The 20,227-nt window shown below is 63.0% G+C and carries 22 protein-coding genes and 1 pseudogene; 15 read left to right on the top strand and 8 right to left on the bottom strand.

All coding sequences use genetic code 11. From position 1 onward, the window contains the following. Positions 1 to 12 precede the first annotated feature (12 nt). From QF629_00700 to QF629_00680, 5 genes are read left to right on the top strand one after another with little or no spacing between them, the layout of a single operon-like run. Positions 13 to 840, top strand: a complete 828-nt coding sequence (locus tag QF629_00700) for a cytochrome c oxidase subunit 3 (GenBank protein MDP6012057.1) — start codon at positions 13 to 15, stop codon at positions 838 to 840. Positions 841 to 863: 23 nt separating this feature from the next. After that, positions 864 to 1,211, top strand: coding sequence for a DUF983 domain-containing protein (locus tag QF629_00695; protein ID MDP6012056.1), 348 nt, complete (start codon positions 864 to 866; stop codon positions 1,209 to 1,211). Then, positions 1,186 to 1,848 carry an SURF1 family protein gene (locus tag QF629_00690; protein ID MDP6012055.1) on the top strand — a complete coding sequence of 221 codons (663 nt, stop codon included), beginning with the start codon at positions 1,186 to 1,188 and terminating at the stop codon, positions 1,846 to 1,848. Before QF629_00695 ends, QF629_00690 begins: the two co-directional genes overlap by 26 nt. Next, positions 1,845 to 2,750: a COX15/CtaA family protein gene (locus QF629_00685; GenBank protein ID MDP6012054.1), complete on the top strand. Its 906-nt coding sequence runs from the start codon at positions 1,845 to 1,847 to the stop codon at positions 2,748 to 2,750. Before QF629_00690 ends, QF629_00685 begins: the two co-directional genes overlap by 4 nt. Continuing rightward, positions 2,740 to 4,233: a carboxypeptidase M32 gene (locus tag QF629_00680; GenBank protein ID MDP6012053.1), complete on the top strand. Its 1,494-nt coding sequence runs from the start codon at positions 2,740 to 2,742 to the stop codon at positions 4,231 to 4,233. Before QF629_00685 ends, QF629_00680 begins: the two co-directional genes overlap by 11 nt. 238 nt (positions 4,234 to 4,471) lie before the next feature. Here the strand turns inward: QF629_00680 and QF629_00675 are convergent, their stop codons facing one another. The 3 genes and pseudogenes from QF629_00675 to QF629_00665 form a co-directional block, all read right to left on the bottom strand. Beyond that, entirely contained in the window at positions 4,472 to 5,359 is an 888-nt protein-coding gene (locus QF629_00675) for a DMT family transporter (GenBank protein ID MDP6012052.1), read from the bottom strand. Continuing rightward, positions 5,356 to 5,781: pseudogene (locus QF629_00670) on the bottom strand (hypothetical protein). Before QF629_00670 ends, QF629_00675 begins: the two are co-directional and overlap by 4 nt. A 6-nt stretch (positions 5,782 to 5,787) precedes the next feature. Next, on the bottom strand, positions 5,788 to 7,536 hold the full coding sequence (locus QF629_00665) for a monovalent cation:proton antiporter-2 (CPA2) family protein (GenBank protein ID MDP6012051.1): 1,749 nt from the start codon (positions 7,534 to 7,536) through the stop codon (positions 5,788 to 5,790). A gap of 69 nt (positions 7,537 to 7,605) precedes the next feature. Here QF629_00665 and QF629_00660 point away from each other — a divergent pair, with 69 nt between their 5' ends. The 3 genes from QF629_00660 to QF629_00650 all read left to right on the top strand — a co-directional run bounded on the left by QF629_00660 (position 7,606) and on the right by QF629_00650 (position 10,696). Continuing rightward, positions 7,606 to 8,514 carry an aminotransferase class IV gene (locus QF629_00660; protein ID MDP6012050.1) on the top strand — a complete coding sequence of 303 codons (909 nt, stop codon included), beginning with the start codon at positions 7,606 to 7,608 and terminating at the stop codon, positions 8,512 to 8,514. Between the two features lie 192 nt (positions 8,515 to 8,706). After that, positions 8,707 to 9,135, top strand: coding sequence for a heme-binding protein (locus tag QF629_00655; GenBank protein ID MDP6012049.1), 429 nt, complete (start codon positions 8,707 to 8,709; stop codon positions 9,133 to 9,135). 160 nt (positions 9,136 to 9,295) lie between these two features. Then, entirely contained in the window at positions 9,296 to 10,696 is a 1,401-nt protein-coding gene (locus QF629_00650; GenBank protein ID MDP6012048.1) for an FAD-linked oxidase C-terminal domain-containing protein, read from the top strand. Positions 10,697 to 10,751: 55 nt separating this feature from the next. Here the strand turns inward: QF629_00650 and QF629_00645 are convergent, their stop codons facing one another. Both QF629_00645 and QF629_00640 read right to left on the bottom strand, forming a co-directional pair. Next, entirely contained in the window at positions 10,752 to 11,099 is a 348-nt protein-coding gene (locus QF629_00645) for a TraR/DksA C4-type zinc finger protein (protein MDP6012047.1), read from the bottom strand. A gap of 4 nt (positions 11,100 to 11,103) precedes the next feature. Continuing rightward, entirely contained in the window at positions 11,104 to 12,084 is a 981-nt protein-coding gene (locus QF629_00640; GenBank protein ID MDP6012046.1) for a 2-dehydropantoate 2-reductase, read from the bottom strand. 76 nt (positions 12,085 to 12,160) lie between these two features. Here QF629_00640 and QF629_00635 point away from each other — a divergent pair, with 76 nt between their 5' ends. The 7 genes from QF629_00635 (at position 12,161) to QF629_00605 (ending at position 17,282) form a co-directional block, all read left to right on the top strand. Beyond that, a complete protein-coding gene (locus QF629_00635) occupies positions 12,161 to 13,705 on the top strand; it encodes an acetolactate synthase large subunit (protein ID MDP6012045.1) in 1,545 nt (514 codons plus the stop codon). 317 nt (positions 13,706 to 14,022) lie between these two features. Continuing rightward, positions 14,023 to 14,205 carry a hypothetical protein gene (locus QF629_00630; GenBank protein MDP6012044.1) on the top strand — a complete coding sequence of 61 codons (183 nt, stop codon included), beginning with the start codon at positions 14,023 to 14,025 and terminating at the stop codon, positions 14,203 to 14,205. Beyond that, positions 14,202 to 14,879, top strand: coding sequence for a glutathione S-transferase family protein (locus QF629_00625; GenBank protein MDP6012043.1), 678 nt, complete (start codon positions 14,202 to 14,204; stop codon positions 14,877 to 14,879). The genes QF629_00630 and QF629_00625 overlap by 4 nt, the downstream gene beginning before the upstream one ends. Before the next feature lie 12 nt (positions 14,880 to 14,891). Beyond that, positions 14,892 to 16,121: a CoA transferase gene (locus QF629_00620; GenBank protein ID MDP6012042.1), complete on the top strand. Its 1,230-nt coding sequence runs from the start codon at positions 14,892 to 14,894 to the stop codon at positions 16,119 to 16,121. Then, positions 16,118 to 16,726 carry a hypothetical protein gene (locus tag QF629_00615; GenBank protein ID MDP6012041.1) on the top strand — a complete coding sequence of 203 codons (609 nt, stop codon included), beginning with the start codon at positions 16,118 to 16,120 and terminating at the stop codon, positions 16,724 to 16,726. Before QF629_00620 ends, QF629_00615 begins: the two co-directional genes overlap by 4 nt. Beyond that, positions 16,696 to 16,911, top strand: coding sequence for a hypothetical protein (locus QF629_00610; protein MDP6012040.1), 216 nt, complete (start codon positions 16,696 to 16,698; stop codon positions 16,909 to 16,911). The genes QF629_00615 and QF629_00610 overlap by 31 nt, the downstream gene beginning before the upstream one ends. Beyond that, positions 16,908 to 17,282, top strand: a complete 375-nt coding sequence (locus QF629_00605) for an EthD domain-containing protein (protein ID MDP6012039.1) — start codon at positions 16,908 to 16,910, stop codon at positions 17,280 to 17,282. The genes QF629_00610 and QF629_00605 overlap by 4 nt, the downstream gene beginning before the upstream one ends. A gap of 482 nt (positions 17,283 to 17,764) precedes the next feature. Here the strand turns inward: QF629_00605 and QF629_00600 are convergent, their stop codons facing one another. The 3 genes from QF629_00600 to QF629_00590 are packed head-to-tail and all read right to left on the bottom strand — an operon-like array spanning position 17,765 to position 20,226. Beyond that, positions 17,765 to 18,502 (bottom strand): glycerophosphodiester phosphodiesterase family protein, encoded by a 738-nt coding sequence (locus QF629_00600; protein MDP6012038.1) that lies wholly within the window; start codon positions 18,500 to 18,502, stop codon positions 17,765 to 17,767. A gap of 11 nt (positions 18,503 to 18,513) precedes the next feature. After that, positions 18,514 to 19,902, bottom strand: coding sequence for an NAD(P)(+) transhydrogenase (Re/Si-specific) subunit beta (locus QF629_00595; GenBank protein ID MDP6012037.1), 1,389 nt, complete (start codon positions 19,900 to 19,902; stop codon positions 18,514 to 18,516). Between the two features lie 9 nt (positions 19,903 to 19,911). Further along, positions 19,912 to 20,226 carry a proton-translocating transhydrogenase family protein gene (locus QF629_00590; protein ID MDP6012036.1) on the bottom strand — a complete coding sequence of 105 codons (315 nt, stop codon included), beginning with the start codon at positions 20,224 to 20,226 and terminating at the stop codon, positions 19,912 to 19,914. Between the last annotated feature and the right edge of the window lies 1 nt (position 20,227).

The raw sequence follows: 20,227 nt of genomic DNA, 5'->3' as shown, positions 1-20,227 counted from the left end.
GGAGAGATTGACATGAGCGACGTTGCCCACCAGAACCACCCCTATCACCTGGTAGACCCTAGCCCGTGGCCGATTGTCGGGGCGCTTGGAGCGCTGCTGATCACCGGCGGCATGGTCATGTACATGCATGAGCAGGGCGGTGGCGGCGCCATCGCCATCCTCGGTGCCCTCATCGTTGCCCTGACCATGGTGGTGTGGTGGCGCGACGTCATCCGCGAGGCACTCGTCGAGGGGCACCATACGCCGGTCGTCCAGCTCGGCCTGCGTTACGGCATGGTGCTGTTCATTGCCTCGGAGGTGATGTTCTTTGCGGCCTGGTTCTGGGCCTTCTTCGATGCCTCGATCTACGCCAACGAAGCGATCCAGTTCGAGCGCGTGATGGCCAACGAGGGTCAGTGGCCGCCGGCCTCGATCGAGGTCTTCGATCCCTGGCACCTGCCGCTGCTAAACACGGTGATTTTACTCACCTCGGGAGCCACGGTCACTTGGGCGCACCACGCCCTTAAGGAGCAGAACAAGAAGCATCTCGTGCTGGGTCTTTGGCTCACGGTCGGCCTTGGCGCGCTTTTCACCGCCGTACAGGCCTATGAGTACAGCCACGCGCCGTTCTCCTTCACCGACGGCATCTATCCCTCGACCTTCTTCATGGCGACGGGCTTCCACGGTACCCACGTCATCATTGGCACCATCTTTCTGATCGTTTGCCTGGGCAGGGCCTATAAGGACCACTTCAAGCCGGAGCAGCATTTCGGCTTCGAGGCGGCAGCCTGGTACTGGCATTTCGTCGATGTGGTGTGGCTCTTCTTGTTCACCTGCATCTACTGGTGGGGCGGTAGCTGAGCCTCAGCGCACTCCCCTCGCTGCTGGCGGCGGCGCTTAAGCGTCGTTGCCCCGCCTGCGGCGAGGGCCATCTCTACCGACGCTATCTCCAGGTCGCGGACCGTTGTGCGGTCTGCGACCTTGATCTTAGGTTCCAGGACAGCGGCGACGGCCCTGCCGTGTTCATCATCATGATCGTCGGTTTCATCGTCGTCGGGCTGGTGCTTTGGACCGAGCTCAGTTTCGCGCCGCCGCTCTGGCTGCACATGCTATTGTGGACTCCGCTCATCCTCGGGTTGTCGCTGGTGCTGCTGCCCGTGCTCAAGGCCGGCATGGTGGGATTGTATTATCGCCACAACATTCTCGATGCGGGAAAGCGGCCTCGTCACTGACATCGTCGCCGTTTTGGCGCTTGCTGTGCTGCTCGGGCTCGGGCTCTGGCAGCTCGACCGCCTGCAATGGAAGCGTGACCTCATTGCTGCCATAGAGACCCGCGCCCGCGCGCCCGCGGTGCCCCTGCCCGCGACTGCGGAGGAGTTCACCCGCGTCAGCACGTCCGGCACCTTTGATCATACACGCGAGCGCCTGATTCTAGCCCAGACCCACGAGCGCAAGGTCGGTGTTGTCGTGGTCACGCCCTTGCGTCTAGACGACGGCCGCCTGCTACTGGTCGACCGCGGTTGGTTGCCTGATGCTGTGCGTAATGTCATTCCTCGGCCGCAAGGCGCCGTCACTGTCGAAGGGCTGTTGCGCCTACCGCCGACGCCAAATCGCTTCACGCCGGACAATCAGCCTGAGGCGGAGCAGTGGTACCGCATCGATCCCGCCGAGATGGCCGGCAGCGAGGCCTTACCGTTTTATTTGGAAGCGGCGACGGTTAATCCGGGCGGCTGGCCTTTGGCGCGCCAGAGAGCACTTTCGTTGCGCAACGACCACCTGCAATATGCGCTCACTTGGTTCGCGCTGGCGGTGGGCTTACTAGTGGTCTATGTCCTGTTCCGCAGAGAGGCGGAGAGAGCGAGAAGATGACGGCCCTTCGGAAAGTCGCGGCACTCACGGCGACCGCAATATTCGTGCAAATTCTTCTCGGCGCCCTGACCCGGCTCACCGATTCCGGCCTCTCCTGCCCCGACTGGCCGCTTTGTTATGGGCTCTGGTTTCCCAGCCCTGCCGAGCTTACGGCCCTGGAAGTGGACTATACCTTTGGCCAGGTGATGTTGGAATGGACCCATCGCTTCAACGCTGCGGTGCTGGTCGGCCCACTCACTTTGGCGCTACTGGTGATGGCCTGGCGCAAGCGTTGCGAGGTTCCGACAATCTTTAAGGTCATGGTCGTTGCGGCGGTTCTGTTGCTGATCCAGGCTGGGCTTGGCGGCTTTACGGTGCTCGATCGCAACAGCCCCTGGTCAGTGGCGGTACATCTCAGCGTGGCGCTGGTGCTGCTGGCGCTGGTCGTGCACGCCTACATGCTGGCGCGGAGCCCGGATGACCCCCGCAAGGGTGCGGGCCACGCCCTGGTCTGGCCAGCGGCGGTACTGGCCCTGGTCACTGTTGCCAGCGGCGCCATGGTGGCCAAGTCTGGCGCCAGCCTCACCTGCGCCAGCTGGCCGCTGTGCGACGGCGCTGTGATCCCGGATCTGAGTGATTCGGGCATCGCGCTCAATTTCGGCCATCGCGTGCTGGCTCTAGCGACGGCCGTGATCGTTACCGTGCTCTGGGCAGTCGCGCGCCGTGGCGAGCACACGCCGTTCCGGCGAGCGGGCAGCATGGCGCTCTCTGTGCTCGTACTCCAGGTTCTGTTTGGGGCCGGCGTGATTTACGTCTTCTCCGGCGTTGGCCTTTGGCCGCAGGTACTCGTTGGGATCATCCACCAAGCTATCGGCGTCCTGCTTTTTACCAACCTGGCCGTGATGGTGCGCCTTGACGCCTGAGGCCTATGGCGCGCTCGAAGCGCGCTTCCGACGCCTCTCCCTGCTCGGCGAGGCTAGCCGGCTGCTGGAGTGGGACTGCGCGGCGCTGATGCCACGGCGCGGCGCGGCGGCGCGTGCCGAGCAATTGACGGAACTGACGCTGATCCGCCATGAGTTGCTGAGAGATCCGACTTTGGCGGACCTGCTGGATAGCGCCGAGAACGAGGTGCTCGATAGCTGGCAAAGTGCCAATCTCGCCACCATGCGTCGGCGCTGGCAGCACGCACTGGCGGTTTCGGCCGATCTTCACGAGGCTGAGACGCGTGCTGCGCTGGCCTGTGAGACAGCCTGGCGCGAGGCCCGTCCAGCGAACGATTTCTCCGGCCTTGCGCCCTTGTTGACGGAGGTTGTGCGGCTCGCCCGTGAGGTTGCTACGGTAAAGGGCGAGGTGCTCGGCTGCACGCCTTACGATGCCTTGCTCGACCAATGGGATGCAGGCCTGCGTGCGGCAGACTTTGAGGACCTGTTCGCGCGCCTCGCCCGCGATCTACCGCAGCTCGTTGCCACCGTGGCCGAGCGCCAGGCGGCCGAGCCTCCACCACGCCTGCCTAATGGACCCTTCGCGGCTGCCGACCAGCAGCGCCTGGCGGAGCGGCTAATGGCCGCGGTGGGCTTTCCCGCCGAGCACGGTCGTCTCGACACCAGCCGCCACCCCTTCTCCAGCGGCACACCCGAAGACCTGCGCATCACCACGCGCTACGACGAGGACGATTTTACATCGGCCATCATGGCTGTGCTGCACGAGACCGGGCACGCGCTCTACGACTACGGCCTGCCGCGCGAGTGGCGCTACCAGCCGGTTGGCGAGGCGCTCGGCATGAGCGTCCATGAAAGCCAGTCGCTGATTATCGAGATGCAGGCCTGTCGTGGGCGTGCCTTCATGACCTTCGCGGCGCCGCTGATGCGTGAGGCCTTCGGCGGTGAGGGTGAGGCCTGGAGTGCCGACAATCTTTACCGCCTGCAGGCGCGCGTTGCGCCGAGCCTGATCCGCGTCGATGCTGACGAGGTGACCTACCCCTTGCACATTCTCTTGCGTACGCGCCTCGAGCGCCTGCTTATCGCGGGCGAGTTGGAGGTTTCCGACCTGCCCGGCGCCTGGGCCGAAGGAATGCGCGATGACCTCGGCATCGTCCCGCCAGATGACCGAGACGGCTGCCTGCAGGACATACACTGGGTGGAGGGTATCTTCGGCTATTTTCCCACCTATACCTTGGGTGCTGTCACCGCAGCCCAACTTTTCCAGGCCGCTCGCCGCGCCGTGCCCGAGCTGGAGACTGCGCTCGGTGAGGGCGATTTCCGCCCGCTGCTTGGCTGGCTCGGCAAAAACGTCCATGCTCACGCCAGTTCGCTAGACGCCCGCGCGCTGGTCACCTGCGCCACTGGCAGGCCGCTGGATGCAGATGACTTTGAAACGCATCTCAGGGCACGATATTTAGCCGACTAGATTGAATACCGTGCCACAGATAGTGACTGAGGTGTCGTCATGGAGCAGACGGCGGGCGCGGGCTTCCGCGAACGCTGCGGCTGTGTCCGTGGTGGCTGGGTCGACGACTTGCACACCGGGGTCAGGGTAGGTGACCTTGATGCTAAGGATCTTCGTCAGCGTTTCGCACGAGGCTTCAAGATCGCACGCAACCAATGCAATGTGTCTCAATCTTACGACAGCGCGGCAGTAAATCGACTCAGCGCTCGCAGCGTAGCGCGTAGAGCAGACTAACGATGATGACGCTGGCGCCAATAACCACCTCCAGGCGCAGCGCTTCGCCGTAGAAGGCCCAGCCCACCAGAACAATCAACGGTAGACGGATGAAGTCGAGGGGCATGACGATGGTGGCATCGGCCAGCCTCAGCGCTCGGGTCATGCAAAAATGTGCGCTGAGCGCTGCCAGGCCGACCATAAATACCCAGGGTAGATCGCCCATTGTCGGCATGACCCAGGTGCCGAACGCGGCATTGGCACCGAGACCGAGCGGCAGCTGGATCGCCGACATCCAGAACAGGATGGCGAGAGCGCCGTCAGTGCGGGTCAGCTGCTTGGTCATGGTGTGGGCGCCGGCATAGGCTACCGCCGCGCCGAGCACGACCAGTGCCGCAGCGTCGGGTATGGCGGTGTCGGGGCGCAGGATGACAAGCACGCCAATAATGCCGCCGGCCACCGATACGCCGCGGTTGCGGCTGAAGCGTTCGCCGAGAAACAGCACCGCCAGCAACGCGGTCCAGGCCGGCACCGTGAACTCCAATGTGAACACCATGGCCAGCGGTAGCACGCCGAGACCGTAGGTCCAGCCTGCCTGGCCGAAGAAATGCAGCAGGTTACGGCGTAGTTGCCAGCGCGGCTGACGGCTTTGCAGCGTGCTATCGCGGCTGAGAGTTACGACGAGATACACTACGATCAGCCCGATAATGCTGCGTAGTGTAAGGATTTCGAACGTATGCAGCGTGTCAGAGAGTTCGCGCACGGAAATGGCCATGGCCATGAAGCTGGCCACGGTGCCGCTCATCCACAGCGCTGCAAGCGCCGTTGTAGGCAAGACCCCCAGAATTCGCCGCGATGCCGCCGGATGGCTCACACTCTGGCAGCCCGCGCCAGCCGGTCTATCGCCGCCTGGACCCTGCCGCGGCCATGGGGCAGGTCGAGCGAGGCATCGTGGCAAAACCGGACCTCGCTGCCGTTGCCGAGCGCACAGCCCTGCCAGCTAAATATACCGCAGAGGATCTCGCCTTTGATGTAATCTGGGTGCCGGCTTTGCACCATCTCCGCGACCATGGCCACGCGCATTGGCGCGCCGAGCGCCACGGGCTCGGAATAGTTGGCCACTGCGCTGACCTAGTCGCGCATGGTCGAATTGATGGAGAGATAGAGATCGTGCACCAGGAACTGGCCGGTGGCCGGCTCGGGCCGCACCACCTCGCGCAATGCGGAATGCTCCGCCTGGGGGATGCCGTCGGGCCGGGTCGGGAGCACTACCTGGCGATTGCCGGCGGGTTTCATATTTATCTACTTCTCCTCCTCGTCGCTGAGCTCAAGCATCGAGTGCAGTTCCTCGCGGCGCGCTTCGACGAGCTGGCGCGCAGCATCCTCGGGGATGCCGGCGCTCTCAAGCACGGCCTCGACGAGTTGCAACGTTGTCTCCATGACCTCCGGTATCACCCGTGTGGCGCCGTGGCGCAACAGCCGCGCCGCATGGTCCGGGTCGCGGGCGCGGCAATAAATGGGCAGCTGCGGCCAGGCGCGCCGTGCTACCTCAACCACATGCTCGGCAAGCTCAGCATCGTCCATGGTCACGACCAGGGCTGCGGCCTGCTTGATGCCGAGGTGGCGCAACAGCTCCGGGCGGTTGGCGTCGCCGAAATAGATGTTGGCGCCCTGGCCGCGGAAGCGCGTAACTAGTGACGCATCGCTGTCGATGGCGATATGGGGCACCTCCTGCTCGTCGAGGATGGTGCCGAGCAGCCGGCCGACGCGGCCGTAGCCTACCACCACCACATGACCGCTGAGGGTGCCGTGCGGATCGGGATCGGTTTCGCCGCGCTGCGCCTCGAGTCGCTCGAGCACTAGCGCCAGTTGCCGCGCGATGCGGGCTGCAAGCGGTGTTGCTATCATGGTCAGGCCCGTGACGATGAGCATGAACTGGGCCACGTCGCGCGGCATTAGGCCGACGGCTGCGGCCATGCCGAGCACCACGAAGGCGAACTCGCCACCCTGGCCGAGTAGCACGCTGGTCTCCAGCGAAACCGAGGGCGAGTGGCCAGAGAAGCGCGCCAGCACGTAGAGGATCACGCCCTTGACCATGAACAGCCCGACCACCGAGGAGGCCAGCCACCAGGGCCGCACCGCCACCTCTGCCATGTCGATGCCCATGCCGACAGAGACGAAAAAGAGCCCCAGCAGCAGGCCGCGGAAGGGTTGGATGTCGACGGTGATCTCGTGGCGGTACTCGGTCTCGGAGAACATCAGCCCGGCGAGGAAAGCGCCGAGCGCCATCGACAGACCCGCCGCGTTGGCGGTGATGGCGGTGCCGATAATCACCAGCAGCACCGTGGCGACGAAAAGTTCGCGGCTCGCCGTGCTGCCGACGAATTGGAAAAGCGGGCGGACCACCACGCGCCCGATCAGCAGAATCGCAACGACCGTGACCACCGCTTGGCTGAGTGCGGTTGCGAAGGCGACGATGACCGGGCCCTCGGCCTGCGTCGCGAACAGGCTCACCATGAACAGGATCGGCACCACCGCGAGGTCTTGGAACAAGAGGATGGCGAAGCTGGTGCGCCCGACCGGTGTGCCTAGGCGGCGCTTCTCGGCCAGCAGCTGCATGACGATGGCGGTGGACGAAAGCGCGAAGCAGGCGCCGAGCACCACCGCGGTCGCCAGGGGATTATCGAACAAATAAGCGATGCCGCCGATGGCGACGCCGGTGACCGCGACCTGGGCGCCGCCGAGGCCGAAGACAGCATGGCGCAGGCTCCAGAGTCGCTCGAAGGAGAGCTCGAGGCCGATCATGAACAGCAGGAAAACGACGCCAAGCTCGGCCAACGCGTTCACGCCGTCGCGGTCGCTGATCGTAGCGTAGGAGAACCAGGGCACGGTCTCCTCAAAGCGCGCGAGCCCGTAGGGTCCGATGACGACGCCGACGAACAAGAAGCCGAGTACGGGGCTAACTCTGAGGCGTTGAATAAACGGCACCACCACCCCGGCGGCGACCAGAAAGACGATGACGTCGCGCAAGTTGAGGGTCTCGGCGTGCATCTGGGATGGCGGCTCCGTCCGGGGCGTGTAGGCTAGGCGAGCAGGTCCAACCTACATGGAACCGGATTGATGAGCCAAGAGACCGACTATGCCGCCGGCATCGCCTTTACGGCTGGCGACTACGTGCCGATCGCTGACGCCCGCATCTCCATGCTCGACTGGGGTTTCCTGCGCTCGGATGCCAACCAGGACACCGTGACAGTGTGGAACGGCGCCTTCTTCCGCCTCGACGACCATCTGGCGCGCTTCGCCCGCAATATCGCAAAATTGCGTATGACCGGGCCCTATACGCCGGAAGAACGCCGCGAGATCGTCGTCGAGTGCGTGCGCAGGACGGGCTTGCGCGAGGCCTATGTGCAGATGATCATGACCCGCGGCCGCCCGCCCGTCGGCTCGCGTGACCTGCGTCTGGCCGAGAACCGCTTCCACGTCTTCTGCATCCCCTATGTCTGGATCGCGCCTCCGGAAAAGAAGTGCGAGGGCCTGCATCTGCACGTGAGCGAACGGGTGCGGGTGCCGCCCGAATCGGTTGACCCCACGCTCAAGCACTATCACTGGCTGGAGTTCGAGATGGGTCTGTTCGAGGCCTACGACATTGGCGCCGACACGGTGGTCTTAAGCGACGGTCGCGACAACGTCACCGAAGGCCCAGGCTTCAACGTCTTCGCGGTGAGCGGTGGCGCGCTTGTGACCCCCGAGCGCGGCGTGCTCGACGGTATGACCCGGCGCACGGTGTTCGAGCTCTGCGACGAGATCGGTGTCGCTTACGCCTGCGAGCCTGTTACCGCCGCGGCGTTGCGCCGGGCCGACGAGGTTTTTCTGACGACCTCCGGCGGCGGTCTGATCCCGATCACCCGCATCGATGACCAGACGATAGGTAACGGCCATCCGGGCATTCTGACAATGCGTATCGACGAGCTCTACTGGTCAAAACGCGAAGCGGGCTGGCTTGCTACGCCGGTCGACTACCCAAGCTGATATCCCGGTCCGGCTGCACCATAGATCCGATGGTGGAATGGATATTGAATCGCCCGCGCCATCAATGATTTGCGATCCACTTTGCGGATGGCTAAAGGCCACCCTTGACAGCGCCGGCGACTCGAAAGAAAGCTAGGCATTGAATCGATGGCACTTCGCGCGCGTTTCTAAATACCAAGTAGAGGAAGAACCATGAGCCTGACGCTCGAGCAATGTCGCACTATCATCGCTGCCGCGCTGGCTAAGGGCGCGGAACAGGGTTTTAACTCGCTGGCGGTAGCGGTGCTCGATGCGGGCGGTCACCTCAAGGCCTTCGAGCGCCAGGATGGCACCAGCAATCTCAGGCCGCAAATCGCCCACGGCAAGGCTTTTGGGGCGCTCGGCATGGGTTTAGGCTCCCGCGCCCTGTTCGAGCGTGCACAACAGCAGCCCTATTTCGTCCAGGCCATCAATGCGCTTGCCGGCGGTGCCCTGGTACCGGTCCCCGGCGGCGTGCTGGTCAAAGACGCAAGTGGCGCCACTCTTGGCGCTGTCGGCGTCACCGGCGACACTTCCGACAACGACGAGATTTGTGCCGTCGCGGGAATCAAAGGGGCAGGACTGTTGGCGGAGACGGGGTGAAGCTTACGGGTACGGGTTAAAGCCTTAGGTGTTTTCGACCATGGTTACGAAGGCAAGCATGGCCTGCGCATCGGCATAGTCTGAGTCGATCTCCGCCGCGCGTTCCAAGTACTCGCGCACCTTGGCTTAACGTTTGGGCGGAGCTTTGGGAGAAAAGATCATGAGCCAGCCTGCCACCGCCAGCCGTCTTGATCCCGAATGCCCGCTGCTCGACGAGCTTAAGGTGCAACTCGGTGAGCGCCTGACCACTTCGGCGGGCGTGCGCGAGTTGCACGGGCGCGACGAGAGCTTCCATAAGCCCGTGAGCCCAGACGCGGTGGCCTTTGCGCGCTCGACGGATGAGGTCAGCGAGATTGTTAAGGCCTGTGCCAAGTACAAGGTACCGGTCATCCCCTACGGTACCGGCACCTCGCTCGAAGGGCACGTGGCTGCGCTGCAGGGTGGCGTCTCGCTCGATGTCAGCCAGATGGATGCTATCCTCAAGGTCAACACCGAAGATCTCGACTGCACGGTTGAGGCCGGCGTGACGCGCAAGACCCTCAACAGACATCTGCGCGACACGGGCCTGTTCTTTCCCGTCGATCCCGGTGCTGATGCCTCGCTGGGCGGCATGGCGGCGACGCGGGCAAGCGGCACCAACGCGGTGCGCTACGGCACCATGCGCGAGAACACACTGGCGCTGACCGTGGTGCTGGCCGACGGTCGCGTGATCCGCACCTCGCGGCGCAGCCGCAAGTCGGCGGCGGGCTATGATCTGACGCGGCTGTTCGTCGGCTCCGAAGGTACGCTCGGCGTGATTACCGAGGCGAGCCTGCGGCTCTATGGCATCCCGGAAGCGATGAGCGCGGCCGTCTGCTGCTTCCCCACCATCAAGGATGCGGTGGATGCGGTGATCCTGACCATACAATCGGGCATCCCCGTGGCGCGCATCGAGCTCATCGACGAGCTCTCGGTGAAGGCTATTAATGCCTTCTCCAAGACCGATTTTCCGGTCGGCTACACGGTGTTCTACGAATTTCACGGCACGGAAGCCTCAGCGCGGGAGCAGGCCGAGGGCGCCCAAGCCATCGCCAGCGAGTTTGGTGCCGGCGACTTCCATTGGGAGACCCGCACGGAGGAGCGCAACAAACTCTGGCAAGCACGCCACGACGCGCTCTACGCCATGATCTCGGCCTGCCCCGGCACCAAACCCGTAGCGACCGATGTCTGTGTGCCCATCTCGCGCCTTGCCGACTGCATCGCCGAGACCGAAGCTGACAACACCACCGCCTCCTTTCCGGCCCCCATCGCGGGGCATGTTGGCGATGGTAACTTCCATGTCGCCTACATGATCGAGCCCGATAATCAAGCGCAGATCGACGAGGCAAACACCCTGCACGATCGCCTCGTCACGCGGGCACTCGCTATGGATGGCACTTGCACCGGTGAGCACGGCATCGGTTATGGGAAGATCGATTACCTCAACATCGAACTCGGCGAAGCCGTCGCTGTGATGCGCGCCATCAAGCAGGCGCTAGACCCCGATAACATCATGAACCCAGGCAAGATCGTTCGGGTCTGATTCTGTAGGGCCGTAGCTTCGACCCATGAGTGCGGGCCGCGAATGCCCTGTACCGTTACGCGCTACACCCCACACATCTCGCAGTCGTCGCGTCCAACTCGAGCCGCTCGGCAGGAATGTCGTCGCCGCACGTGATGCAGGTGCCGTATTCGCCCTCGTCCAGCCGCTTGAGGGCGGCCTTAATGCGGGCTTCGCGGCCCTGGCGGCGGCCTTCGACGGCGTTGGCCATGGCCTGGACCTGCAGCGCGTCCATGCGTGAAAGTCGGCCGACGCTCTGCTGGTCGAGGGTGACTGGTTTCCGCTCGCCCGCCGCCGCTTCGCTCGCTATGGTGATCTCCGCCAGCTCGACTTCAAGCGTGGTGTGGATGGCGGCGAGGTCGAGGTCGGGGCGGTCGTCGTCCATGGCTTTAGCTCGCTTCCGCCTCCAGGCGCGCCTGCCAGGCATTGTAGTCGAGATCGGGCTCGTTGACGGCGCGCATCTGGGCCAGCTCGCGCCCTTTGAGCAAGGCCACCAGGGCCTCGTTGGCAGGGGTAGGCACGCCCAATGCCTCGCCTTCGCTCAACAGCGCGCCGTTTATGGCGTCGATCTCGGTCTTGCGCCCCGCCTCGACGTGCTGCAGCATAGAGGGCTTGTTGAAGGACTTGCCAGCACCCACCAGAATCTGCTTGGCGATGTGCGGGTTGGGCAGCGTGATCCCTTTGGCATTGACTACCGCCATTACCTCGTCCAGCACTTTGTGCTGAAAGGCTGCGGTCTCGGGCACCTGGCTGATCTCGCCGGAGCGTAGACCGGTGGTGGCGGCGATGGCGTTGAAGCCGCAATTAACCACGAACTTCTCCCAGATGGTCGCCATCACGTCGGGTACCGTCTTGGCATTGAAACCAGCGCCCTCCAGCGCTGCGACGACGGCCAGTGCCCGCTCGCTGTTGCTGCCGTCGATCTCACCGACCGAGGTGTAGCGCTGATGGGTGAGATCGACATGGCCTGGGCCGTGGCGCGCCGCGCTGCACATACTGGAGCCTGCTAGCACCCGCTCTGGTCCGATCACGCGCTGCAGGGTCTCGACATTGCCGATGCCGTTCTGGAAGGTGATCGCGAAGCCGTCATTGCCGAGTAGCCCGGCGGCGGTCTTGGCGCCGTCTTCCGTGTTGTTGGTATCAGTGAAGACGATGACCATATCGGCGGTCTGGTTGTCCTCGGGCGCGGTGCGCGCCGGCACCTCGACGACATGCTCGCCAAAGGCGCCATCGATGCGCAGGCCCTTGGCGTTGATCGCAGCCACATGCTCCTCCCAGATATCGATCAGCGTCACCTCATGGCCTGCCTTGGCCAGCAGCCCGCCATAGGAACCGCCCATGGCTCCCGCTCCCACAACCGCGATCTTCATGCTCTCTCCCATCGCCGCTTGATTTCGTTCTCCGCCAAGATACGGTGCCGGCGGGTCGCGAGACGAGGAGAAAGTGATGAACGGAGCCGAGGCGCTGGTGCGTACGCTGTTGGCCGGCGGTGTGGAGGTGTGCTTTACCAATCCGGGCACGTCCGAAATGCATTTCGTGGCGGCGCTCGACCGCATCGCCGAGATGCGCTGCGTGCTGGGATTGGCTGAAGGCGTGGTCGCGGGTGCGGCTGATGGCTATGCTCGCATGGCTGGCAAGCCTGCGGCGACGCTGTTGCATCTCGGCCCCGGCCTTGGCAACGCGCTGGCCAACCTGCACAACGCTGGCAAGGCTCGCTCGCCGGTGGTCAATATTGTTGGCGAGCACGCCACCTATCACATCCAGTACAACACGCCGCTGACTTCCGACATTGCTGGCATCGCGCGGCCTGTCTCCGCCTGGGTCGGTACGGCGACGGATGCGGCGACAATCGGCGAAGAGGGCATGGCTGCGATCGCCGCGGCGCGGGCGGCGCCTGGCCAGGTGGCGACCCTGATCCTGCCGGCCGACGCCGCCTGGGGTGACGGTGGCGTGGTCGGCACATTGCCTGAGATCGTCGCGCCCGAGGCCGTAGCGGAAGACGCGATCGAGCAAGCTGCGGCGATGCTGCGTGAGCCCGGTGCGCTTTTGCTGCTTGGCGCCGATACGCTGTTTGCCGAGCCTTTGGACTTGGCCGGCGATATTGCCGCCGCGACCGGCTGTGGCCTGCTTGCGGAGGGCATGAACAAGCGTCTGCAACGGGGCGCCGGGCGCGTTGCGATCGACCGTATCCCCTATCCTGTCGACCAGGCACTAAAACTGCTTGCTCCGTACCGGCGCATCATCATGGTTGGTGCGCGGCATCCGGCCGCCTTCTTTGCCTATCCTGACACGCCGAGCCTGGTCACACCGCTGGGCTGTGAGGTGTTCGCGCTGGCCGACGCCGAGCAGGACTGCCGGGGTGCTTTGCACATGCTGGCTGAAGCGCTCGAGGTGACGCCGGACGCCGCAGCTCGGCAAGAGCCCGCCCGGCCGGACACACCGACGGGCGCCATCAGCCCCGAGAGCATCGCCCAAGCCATTGCCGCGTTGTTGCCCGAGCAGGCGATCGTGGTCGACGAAAGCGTTACCACGGGCCGGCACTTTCTCCCCGCCACCGCCGGCGCGCCGCCACATGACTGGCTGCAGAACCGTGGCGGTGCCATCGGGCTCGGCCTACCCATGGCGACGGGCGCGGCGATCGCCTGCCCGGACCGTAAGGTCGTCTGCCTCGAAAGCGACGGCTGCGCCATGTACAACCTGCCGGCGCTCTGGACCCAGGCTCGCGAGGGCTGTGACGTGACCACGCTAATCTTCTCCAATCGCGCCTATAACATCCTCAAGGGCGAACTCGCCAAGGTTGGCGCCGGCAACCACCCAGGGCCGCGGGCCAACGACATGCTGACACTGGACCGCCCCGATCTAGGCTGGACCCAGCTCGCCGTCGGCATGGGTGTCGAGGCGGAACGCGTCGACGATGCCGAGACTCTGAGCGGCGCCCTAGCGCGGGGCTTGGCCAGCGATAAGCCGTATCTGATCGAAGTGGTTTTGTAGAGCTCGGTATGTGCGGCCCGCGATCACTGATTCAAGTTGCTCCGTGCGTGGGTGCTTTCGGCTAAAGAGAGCCTGGTGAAACGGCAATGACCGACATTGAGCATAGAAACGGCGACCTTCATATCATCGTCGACCCTGCCGCTGACGGTGCGTCCACGGCATCTGGTGCGAGTGCGAGGGTGTGAGCTTCGGTCAGTGCTGACCGAGCGAGCGGGCCTGCTTTCCATTGGTGCCCTATTTCAACCGCATGCGGCTGGGCTACTTCGACGAGTGAGCACTCTTATGGCATAGTGCGCCGCGAACGAAGGAGGGGGAGCATGGACCAGATGATGCCCTGGCGGCCCGACGATACGATTGTCGAGCCGACCCGCGATGTAGCGACGGCTAAAACCGATGTGGGGTGCTTTAGCTTTAAGACCTGGAGCGCGTGCGGGCGCACTGGCGATCCGCACGTACCACTCGTTTATCCGCTGGCGCTGTCGGTTGGGGAGATGGAATGACGAAAAAGGTAGATGTCTGGGGGGCGGGCACCACGCGTAGCATGCGGGTGGTCTGGACGTTGTTGGAATTTGGCCTGCCGTTCACCCACCACGCTATCGGCTCGCGGACGGGCGAAACTCTGACAAATGCCTATAAAGCATTGAATCCAAAACAGAAAATTCCAACCTTTCGGCACGGTGATCTGGTCCTGAGCGAAAGCGTCGCCATCGCCCAATATATCAGCGAGGCTTTTCCAGTGCCGGCCGGGTTCCTTGTTCCGGACGATGCCGCGGGCCGGGCGAAACTCAACGAATGGTGTTCCTTCGCTGCCATGGAGCTTGACGCCCATTCGCTCTATCTCGTGCGCCGCCACCAATACCTTTCGCACATCTATGGCGAGGCGCCCGTGGCCGTCGCCTCGGCGCTCGAATATTGCGAAAAGCAGCTTTCCGCCATGGCGCCGCGCATCGCTGTCGCCGCACCCTATGTGCTTGGCGCGGGTTTGTCCGTCGCCGACGTGGTCTTGATGACCTGCGTTGACTGGGCGATTCTCTATGGCGCAAAGGTACCAGGGCCTTATCTCGCCTATCGCGAGCGCGTTGCCGAGCGCCCCGCGTTTCGCCAGGCGCTGGCGCAGAACTTCCCTGATTTTGTGATAGAGGACGGGCGTATCGTTGGCGAGAAAGCGAAGTAAAGATGCGAGAGAATGGCTGATAAAAAAGAATTAACGGGCCCGCTGCACGGCTTTCGCGTGCTTGACCTGACGACCATGGTCTCAGGGCCAATCGCGACCATGATGCTGGCCGACCAGGGCGCCGACGTGATCAAGATCGAGCCGCCAGCAGGCGAGCTGATGCGCCGCGTCGGCATCGACAACCGCGGCATGACCTCGTCGTTCCTGTCGTGCAACCGCTCCAAGCGCTCGCTCTCTGTCGACGTCAAAACCGAAGATGGTCTTGCTGTACTCAAGAAGCTCGTCGCCACCGCCGACGTGTTGGTGCAGAACTTTCGGCCGGGTGCCATCCAGCGCATGGGCCTCGGCGAAGATGTGGTGCGCGAGATACGCCCGGACATCATCTACGTCTCGATCTCGGGCTTTGGTGAGGACGGACCCTATGCTCAGCAGCGCGTGTACGATCCGGTCATTCAGGCGCTTTCGGGACTGGCCGAGATCCAGGCCGACCATGGCACTGGCGAGCCACGTATGGTGCGCACCATCATCCCCGACAAGACCACGTCGGTGACCGCGGCTCAGGCGATTACCGCGGCGTTGCTGGCGCGCGAGCGTGGCGGCGGCGGCCAGCATGTGCGCCTCGCCATGCTCGACACTATGGTTGCCTATCTCTGGCCAGAGGCCATGTCAGCGCTTAACTTCGTCGGTAACGAGGGTGATCCGAAGCGCAGTCAGATGGGTCTCGACTTGGTCTTCAAGACACTGGACGGCTACGTTACCGCTGGGGCCGTGACGGACCGCGAATGGGCCGGCATGTGCCGCGCCATAAAGCGCGAGGAGTTGATTGAGGATGAGCGCTTCATCAGCCCCGCCGCGCGCTTTGCCAACATCACCGATCGTCGGCGTATCATGAGCGAGGAAATTGCTAAGTGGCAGATGAAAGAGATCCTCGCCCGCTTCGTTGCTGAGCAAGTGCCGTGTGCGCCGATCCTCAGCCGTGAAGCGCTGCTAGACAACGAGCAGGTACAGCGCAACGCGATTATCGAGATCCATGAGGACGCCGTGCTCGGCCAGGTGCGCCAACCGCGTCCCGCCGCACGCTTCGAGACCACGCCGGCGCAGGTGCGGGCCATGGCACCTTTTCTCGGCGCCAGCAATGACGAGCTCCTGAGCGAGCTCGGCTATGCGGAAGACGAGATCGCCCGCCTGCACGAGACGGGCGTTCTCCAGCACAGCCCACCGCGCGAGAGAGCCCCAAAATGAGTGCTTTGCGCGTCTTCATCTACCTGCCCAATCCGCGGCTCTGGAAGGCGGCGATCGCGGCGCGGCTCAGTGGTTTGGAGATCGAGGTGCGTGGCGACAAGCCGCGGGCCTTACGCGATTGGCTGTGGGATTTCGACGCCCGTCCGCTTCGAGACGGCGAGGGCGACCCAGACGGCCCTTTAGCACGGCAAAGCCGCACCGGCTTCGACGGCGTGCTCTACAAGACCGACACTTTTCTCAAAGCCCATCCCTTCGGTACCGTGCCCGCCGCTTTCAGCCCCGACGGCGAGACCGGTATTTTCGAATCCAACAGCATCATGCGTACGGTCGCGCGCCTTGGCACCGCGCGCTATCCGCTCTATGGGGACGACGCCTACCAGGCCTCGCGTATCGACAGCTTTCTCGATGCCAGCTTGGTCTTTGCGCGTGACAGCCAGATCTATTTGCTAGCCATGAACGCCGATAGTGTGACGTTGGAGATCCATGTCCGCGCCGCCGCTGTCTGGGACACCTGGATGAGCGGCATCGAGCGGGCGCTGCACGGCATGATTATCTGGTCGGCGACGGTATCACGCTGGCAGATATCTATTTTGTTTGTGAGCTAACACTGTTCTCGCGAGAGAAAGCATTGCACCGTAAGCTTGCAGCACAAGACCTTGCCCCCATCGTAGGTGAGGATAATACTTATCCGAGCGCCATGGCACATTACCGTCGTCTCGCCACACACAAGGCCTTTGCGCCCGACGTCGCGCCGTATCTGGAGAAGCTAAAAAGGGATATCGCCGCATGATCAAGCTTGCTTTTTGTCTGCGGCGTCTGCCCCATCTTAGCGTCGAGGAATTCCAGCGCACCTGGCGCGAGGATCATGCGCCGCTGGTGCGCCAGAACCAGAAGGCGCTCGGCATTCTGCGCTACGTCCAACTCCACACCGACCATGGTGCACTGACCGAGGGGCTGACCGCCTCGCGCGGCTGCGAGCAAGCCTATGACGGCATCGCCGAGCTCTGGTATGAAAGTCGCGAGGCCGTCGCTACGCTGCATGAAAGCCCGGAGGCTCGTGCCGCAGGTAAGGCCCTCTACGAGGATGAATGTCGCTTTATCGATCTTGCCAACTCGGCTATCTGGGTCGGCGAGGAGCACGAGGTGATAGCGAGTGGATAGACCATTAAGGACAGGGGAGGATATGCAGGCTGCGATGCCTGCAGGGCTTCTCTTCTTTGTCTGTGTGCTATACCGCCGCCGCATTGGCGCCTAATCCCGTCCACACCTCGGGAGGGACCACTCCAGATTTCGTACTGGTGCAGAATACAGACATACCGAGCCACAACGTGAACACCCTCGTCGATTGCACGCTGGTGCAATGCCAAGTGGTCGGTCTCGTTGAGGTCTGGTGCCACAGCATCGATTGCGAGTGCCAAGGGCACCTGCGACTTGCAGGACGTCGAGCAGCGGCAGATAAAGCTCAAGACCACCTACTCTGGCCACCCTTATGACCACTATTTGCGCACAGCGCCCGTTGAGGAACGGCGCTACCACATTCTGGAGTGTAGTGTGTAAACATGGCCAGAATCGTGGCTGGTCACGCTGTGTTATGGCCTATAGAAGCGGCCCTATTACAGATCTCACATCATAGATCTGGAGGCTTAGGGCCGGTCGAAGCCCGCCAATATCGGTCCCGGCCTATCGGTGTAGATGCCGCTGACGCCGCGCCCGGCCAGCTTGCGGGCGGCGATGGGGTCGTTGATCGTGTAGGCCCAGACCGTGGACACGCGCCCGGCATAGTCAGCGATGCGCCGTGGGCCATCATAGAGATGGTCGAAGGAGAGGATCTGCGGTGTAGTTTCGGCTACTATCTGACGCCAGCCGCGGCGGTGGCGGCCGACCTTGAAGTCGCGGTCGCATTGCGGCAGGCGTTCGCGCGCTACATGCAGGCAAGCGGCATGGAAGCTGCCAAGAATGATGCGCTGCTTGCTCGTCGGTCGCCAGGTCCCCAGCACGGCGCAGACGGTCTCGGCTGTCGCTACCTGCCAGCGCTCTGGCGTCCGCCCGTGGGCGAGCCTGTTGACCTTGATTTCAAGGCTCAGATTGAGAGATAGCTCGACAACCAACGCTAAGGCATCGGCAAGCGTAGGCACCGTGTTCTCTGGCGACTTACAACCCGATACAGACAGGCCGACGACATCGTCCGACAGCGTTTGTGAAACGAAGCCATTTGTTCCTGTTAGCCGCTCCAGGCGGTGGTCGTGGAAGATCACCGGCACCCTGTCTCTGGTCAGCATGACATCGAGCTCGACCCAGTCAAGCCCCGCTCGTTGTGCCTCACGAATGCCGCTCAGGGTGTTCTCGGGCGCGAGCGCCGGGGCGCCCCGGTGACCTATCACGATAGGTGCTATTATAAAGCCTTAACGATCTCCTCAACCATTTTCTTGGCGTCGCCGAACAGCATCATGGTGTCGTCCTGGTAGAACACCTCGTTGTCGATGCCGGCATAGCCCGGCGACAGCGAGCGCTTGACGAATAGTACCGTCTTCGCCTTCTCAACATCGAGGATGGGCATGCCGGCGATTGGGCTTTGCGGATCGTTATGCGCGGCCGGGTTGGTGACGTCGTTGGCGCCGATAACGAAGGCGACGTCGGCTGTTGGGAAGTCGGAGTTGATCTCCTCGAGCTCGAAAACTTCCTCGTAGGGTACATTTGCTTCGGCCAAGAGCACGTTCATGTGTCCCGGCATGCGGCCGGCGACGGGGTGGATGGCATAGGTTACCGTGACGCCTGCCTTCTTCAGCTCATCCGCCATCTCGCGCAGGGCATGCTGGGCCTGCGCCACCGCCATGCCGTAGCCGGGCACGACGATGACTGTCTCCGCGTTGGTCATGATGAAGGCAGCATCGTCAGCGCTGCCCGACTTCACGGTCTTGTCGCTGCGGCCTGTAGCCTGCGCCCCGTCCTCGGCCCCGAAACCGCCGAGAATGACGCTGATGAAGGAGCGATTCATACCTTTGCACATGATGTAGGATAAAATTGCGCCGGACGAACCGACCAGCGCCCCGACGATAATCAGTGCAGTGTTCTGCAGCGTGAAGCCGATGCCAGCCGCGGCCCAGCCCGAATAGGAGTTGAGCATAGAGATCACTACCGGCATGTCTGCGCCACCGATAGGGATGATGATCATGATACCGATGGCCAGAGCTAGCGCCGTCATGGCCCAAAACAGCTCCGGGCTCTGATTGAGGCAGAAGCCTATCATCAGTCCAACGATTGCCACGCCCACGAACAGGTTTACCAGGTGCTGCATGGGAAAGGTAACCGGCGCACCCGACATCAGTGCCTGCAGCTTGGCAAAGGCGATGATTGAGCCGGTGAAGGTGATGGCGCCGATAATCACGCCGAGCGACATCTCGATGCGGCTGGCGGTCTTGATAACGCCGTCGGCGCCGGCAATACTGTATGCTTCGGGCGCATATAATGCGGCTGCCGCGACGAATATTGCCGCTAGGCCGACCAGGCTGTGGAAGGCCGCAACGAGCTGTGGCATCGCCGTCATCTCGATTTTTAACGCGATGATTGCGCCGACCGCGCCGCCGACCGCCATGGCGGTGACAATCCAGCCAAACGAACTCATGCCAGGCTGGGCTAACGTGGTTGCGATAGCGATGGCCATGCCGGCCATGCCGAACAGGTTTCCGCGCCGTGACGAAGTTGGTGAGGACAGTCCTTTCAAGGCAAAAATGAAGCAGACTGCGGCGGCAAGATAGGCGAGCGCAGAGAGATTTACTGACATGGCCGCCCCTCAGCGCCGCTTCTTGAACATCGCTAGCATGCGCTGGGTGACGATGAAGCCACCGAATATGTTTACAGACGCGATGGCAACCGCGACGATGCCGATCACCTGCGAGAATGTCATACCTTCCTCGACGCCTTTCGCAATGGTATCGACCTGGGTGCCGACGGCGATCAGCGCGCCGACCACGATAATGCCAGAAATGGCGTTGGTTACCGACATAAGCGGTGTGTGGAGTGCCGGGGTGACGCTCCAGACCACGTAATAGCCGACGAATACGGCAAGTACGAAAATAGTGAAATCAACGATGAACGGATCGATCATT

This window comes from Alphaproteobacteria bacterium, from assembly GCA_030739735.1.
Taxonomy (GTDB): domain Bacteria; phylum Pseudomonadota; class Alphaproteobacteria; order UBA7887; family UBA7887; genus UBA7887.
Note: the sequence above shows the minus strand (reverse complement) of the source record. Positions and strands in the feature narration are given on the sequence as shown.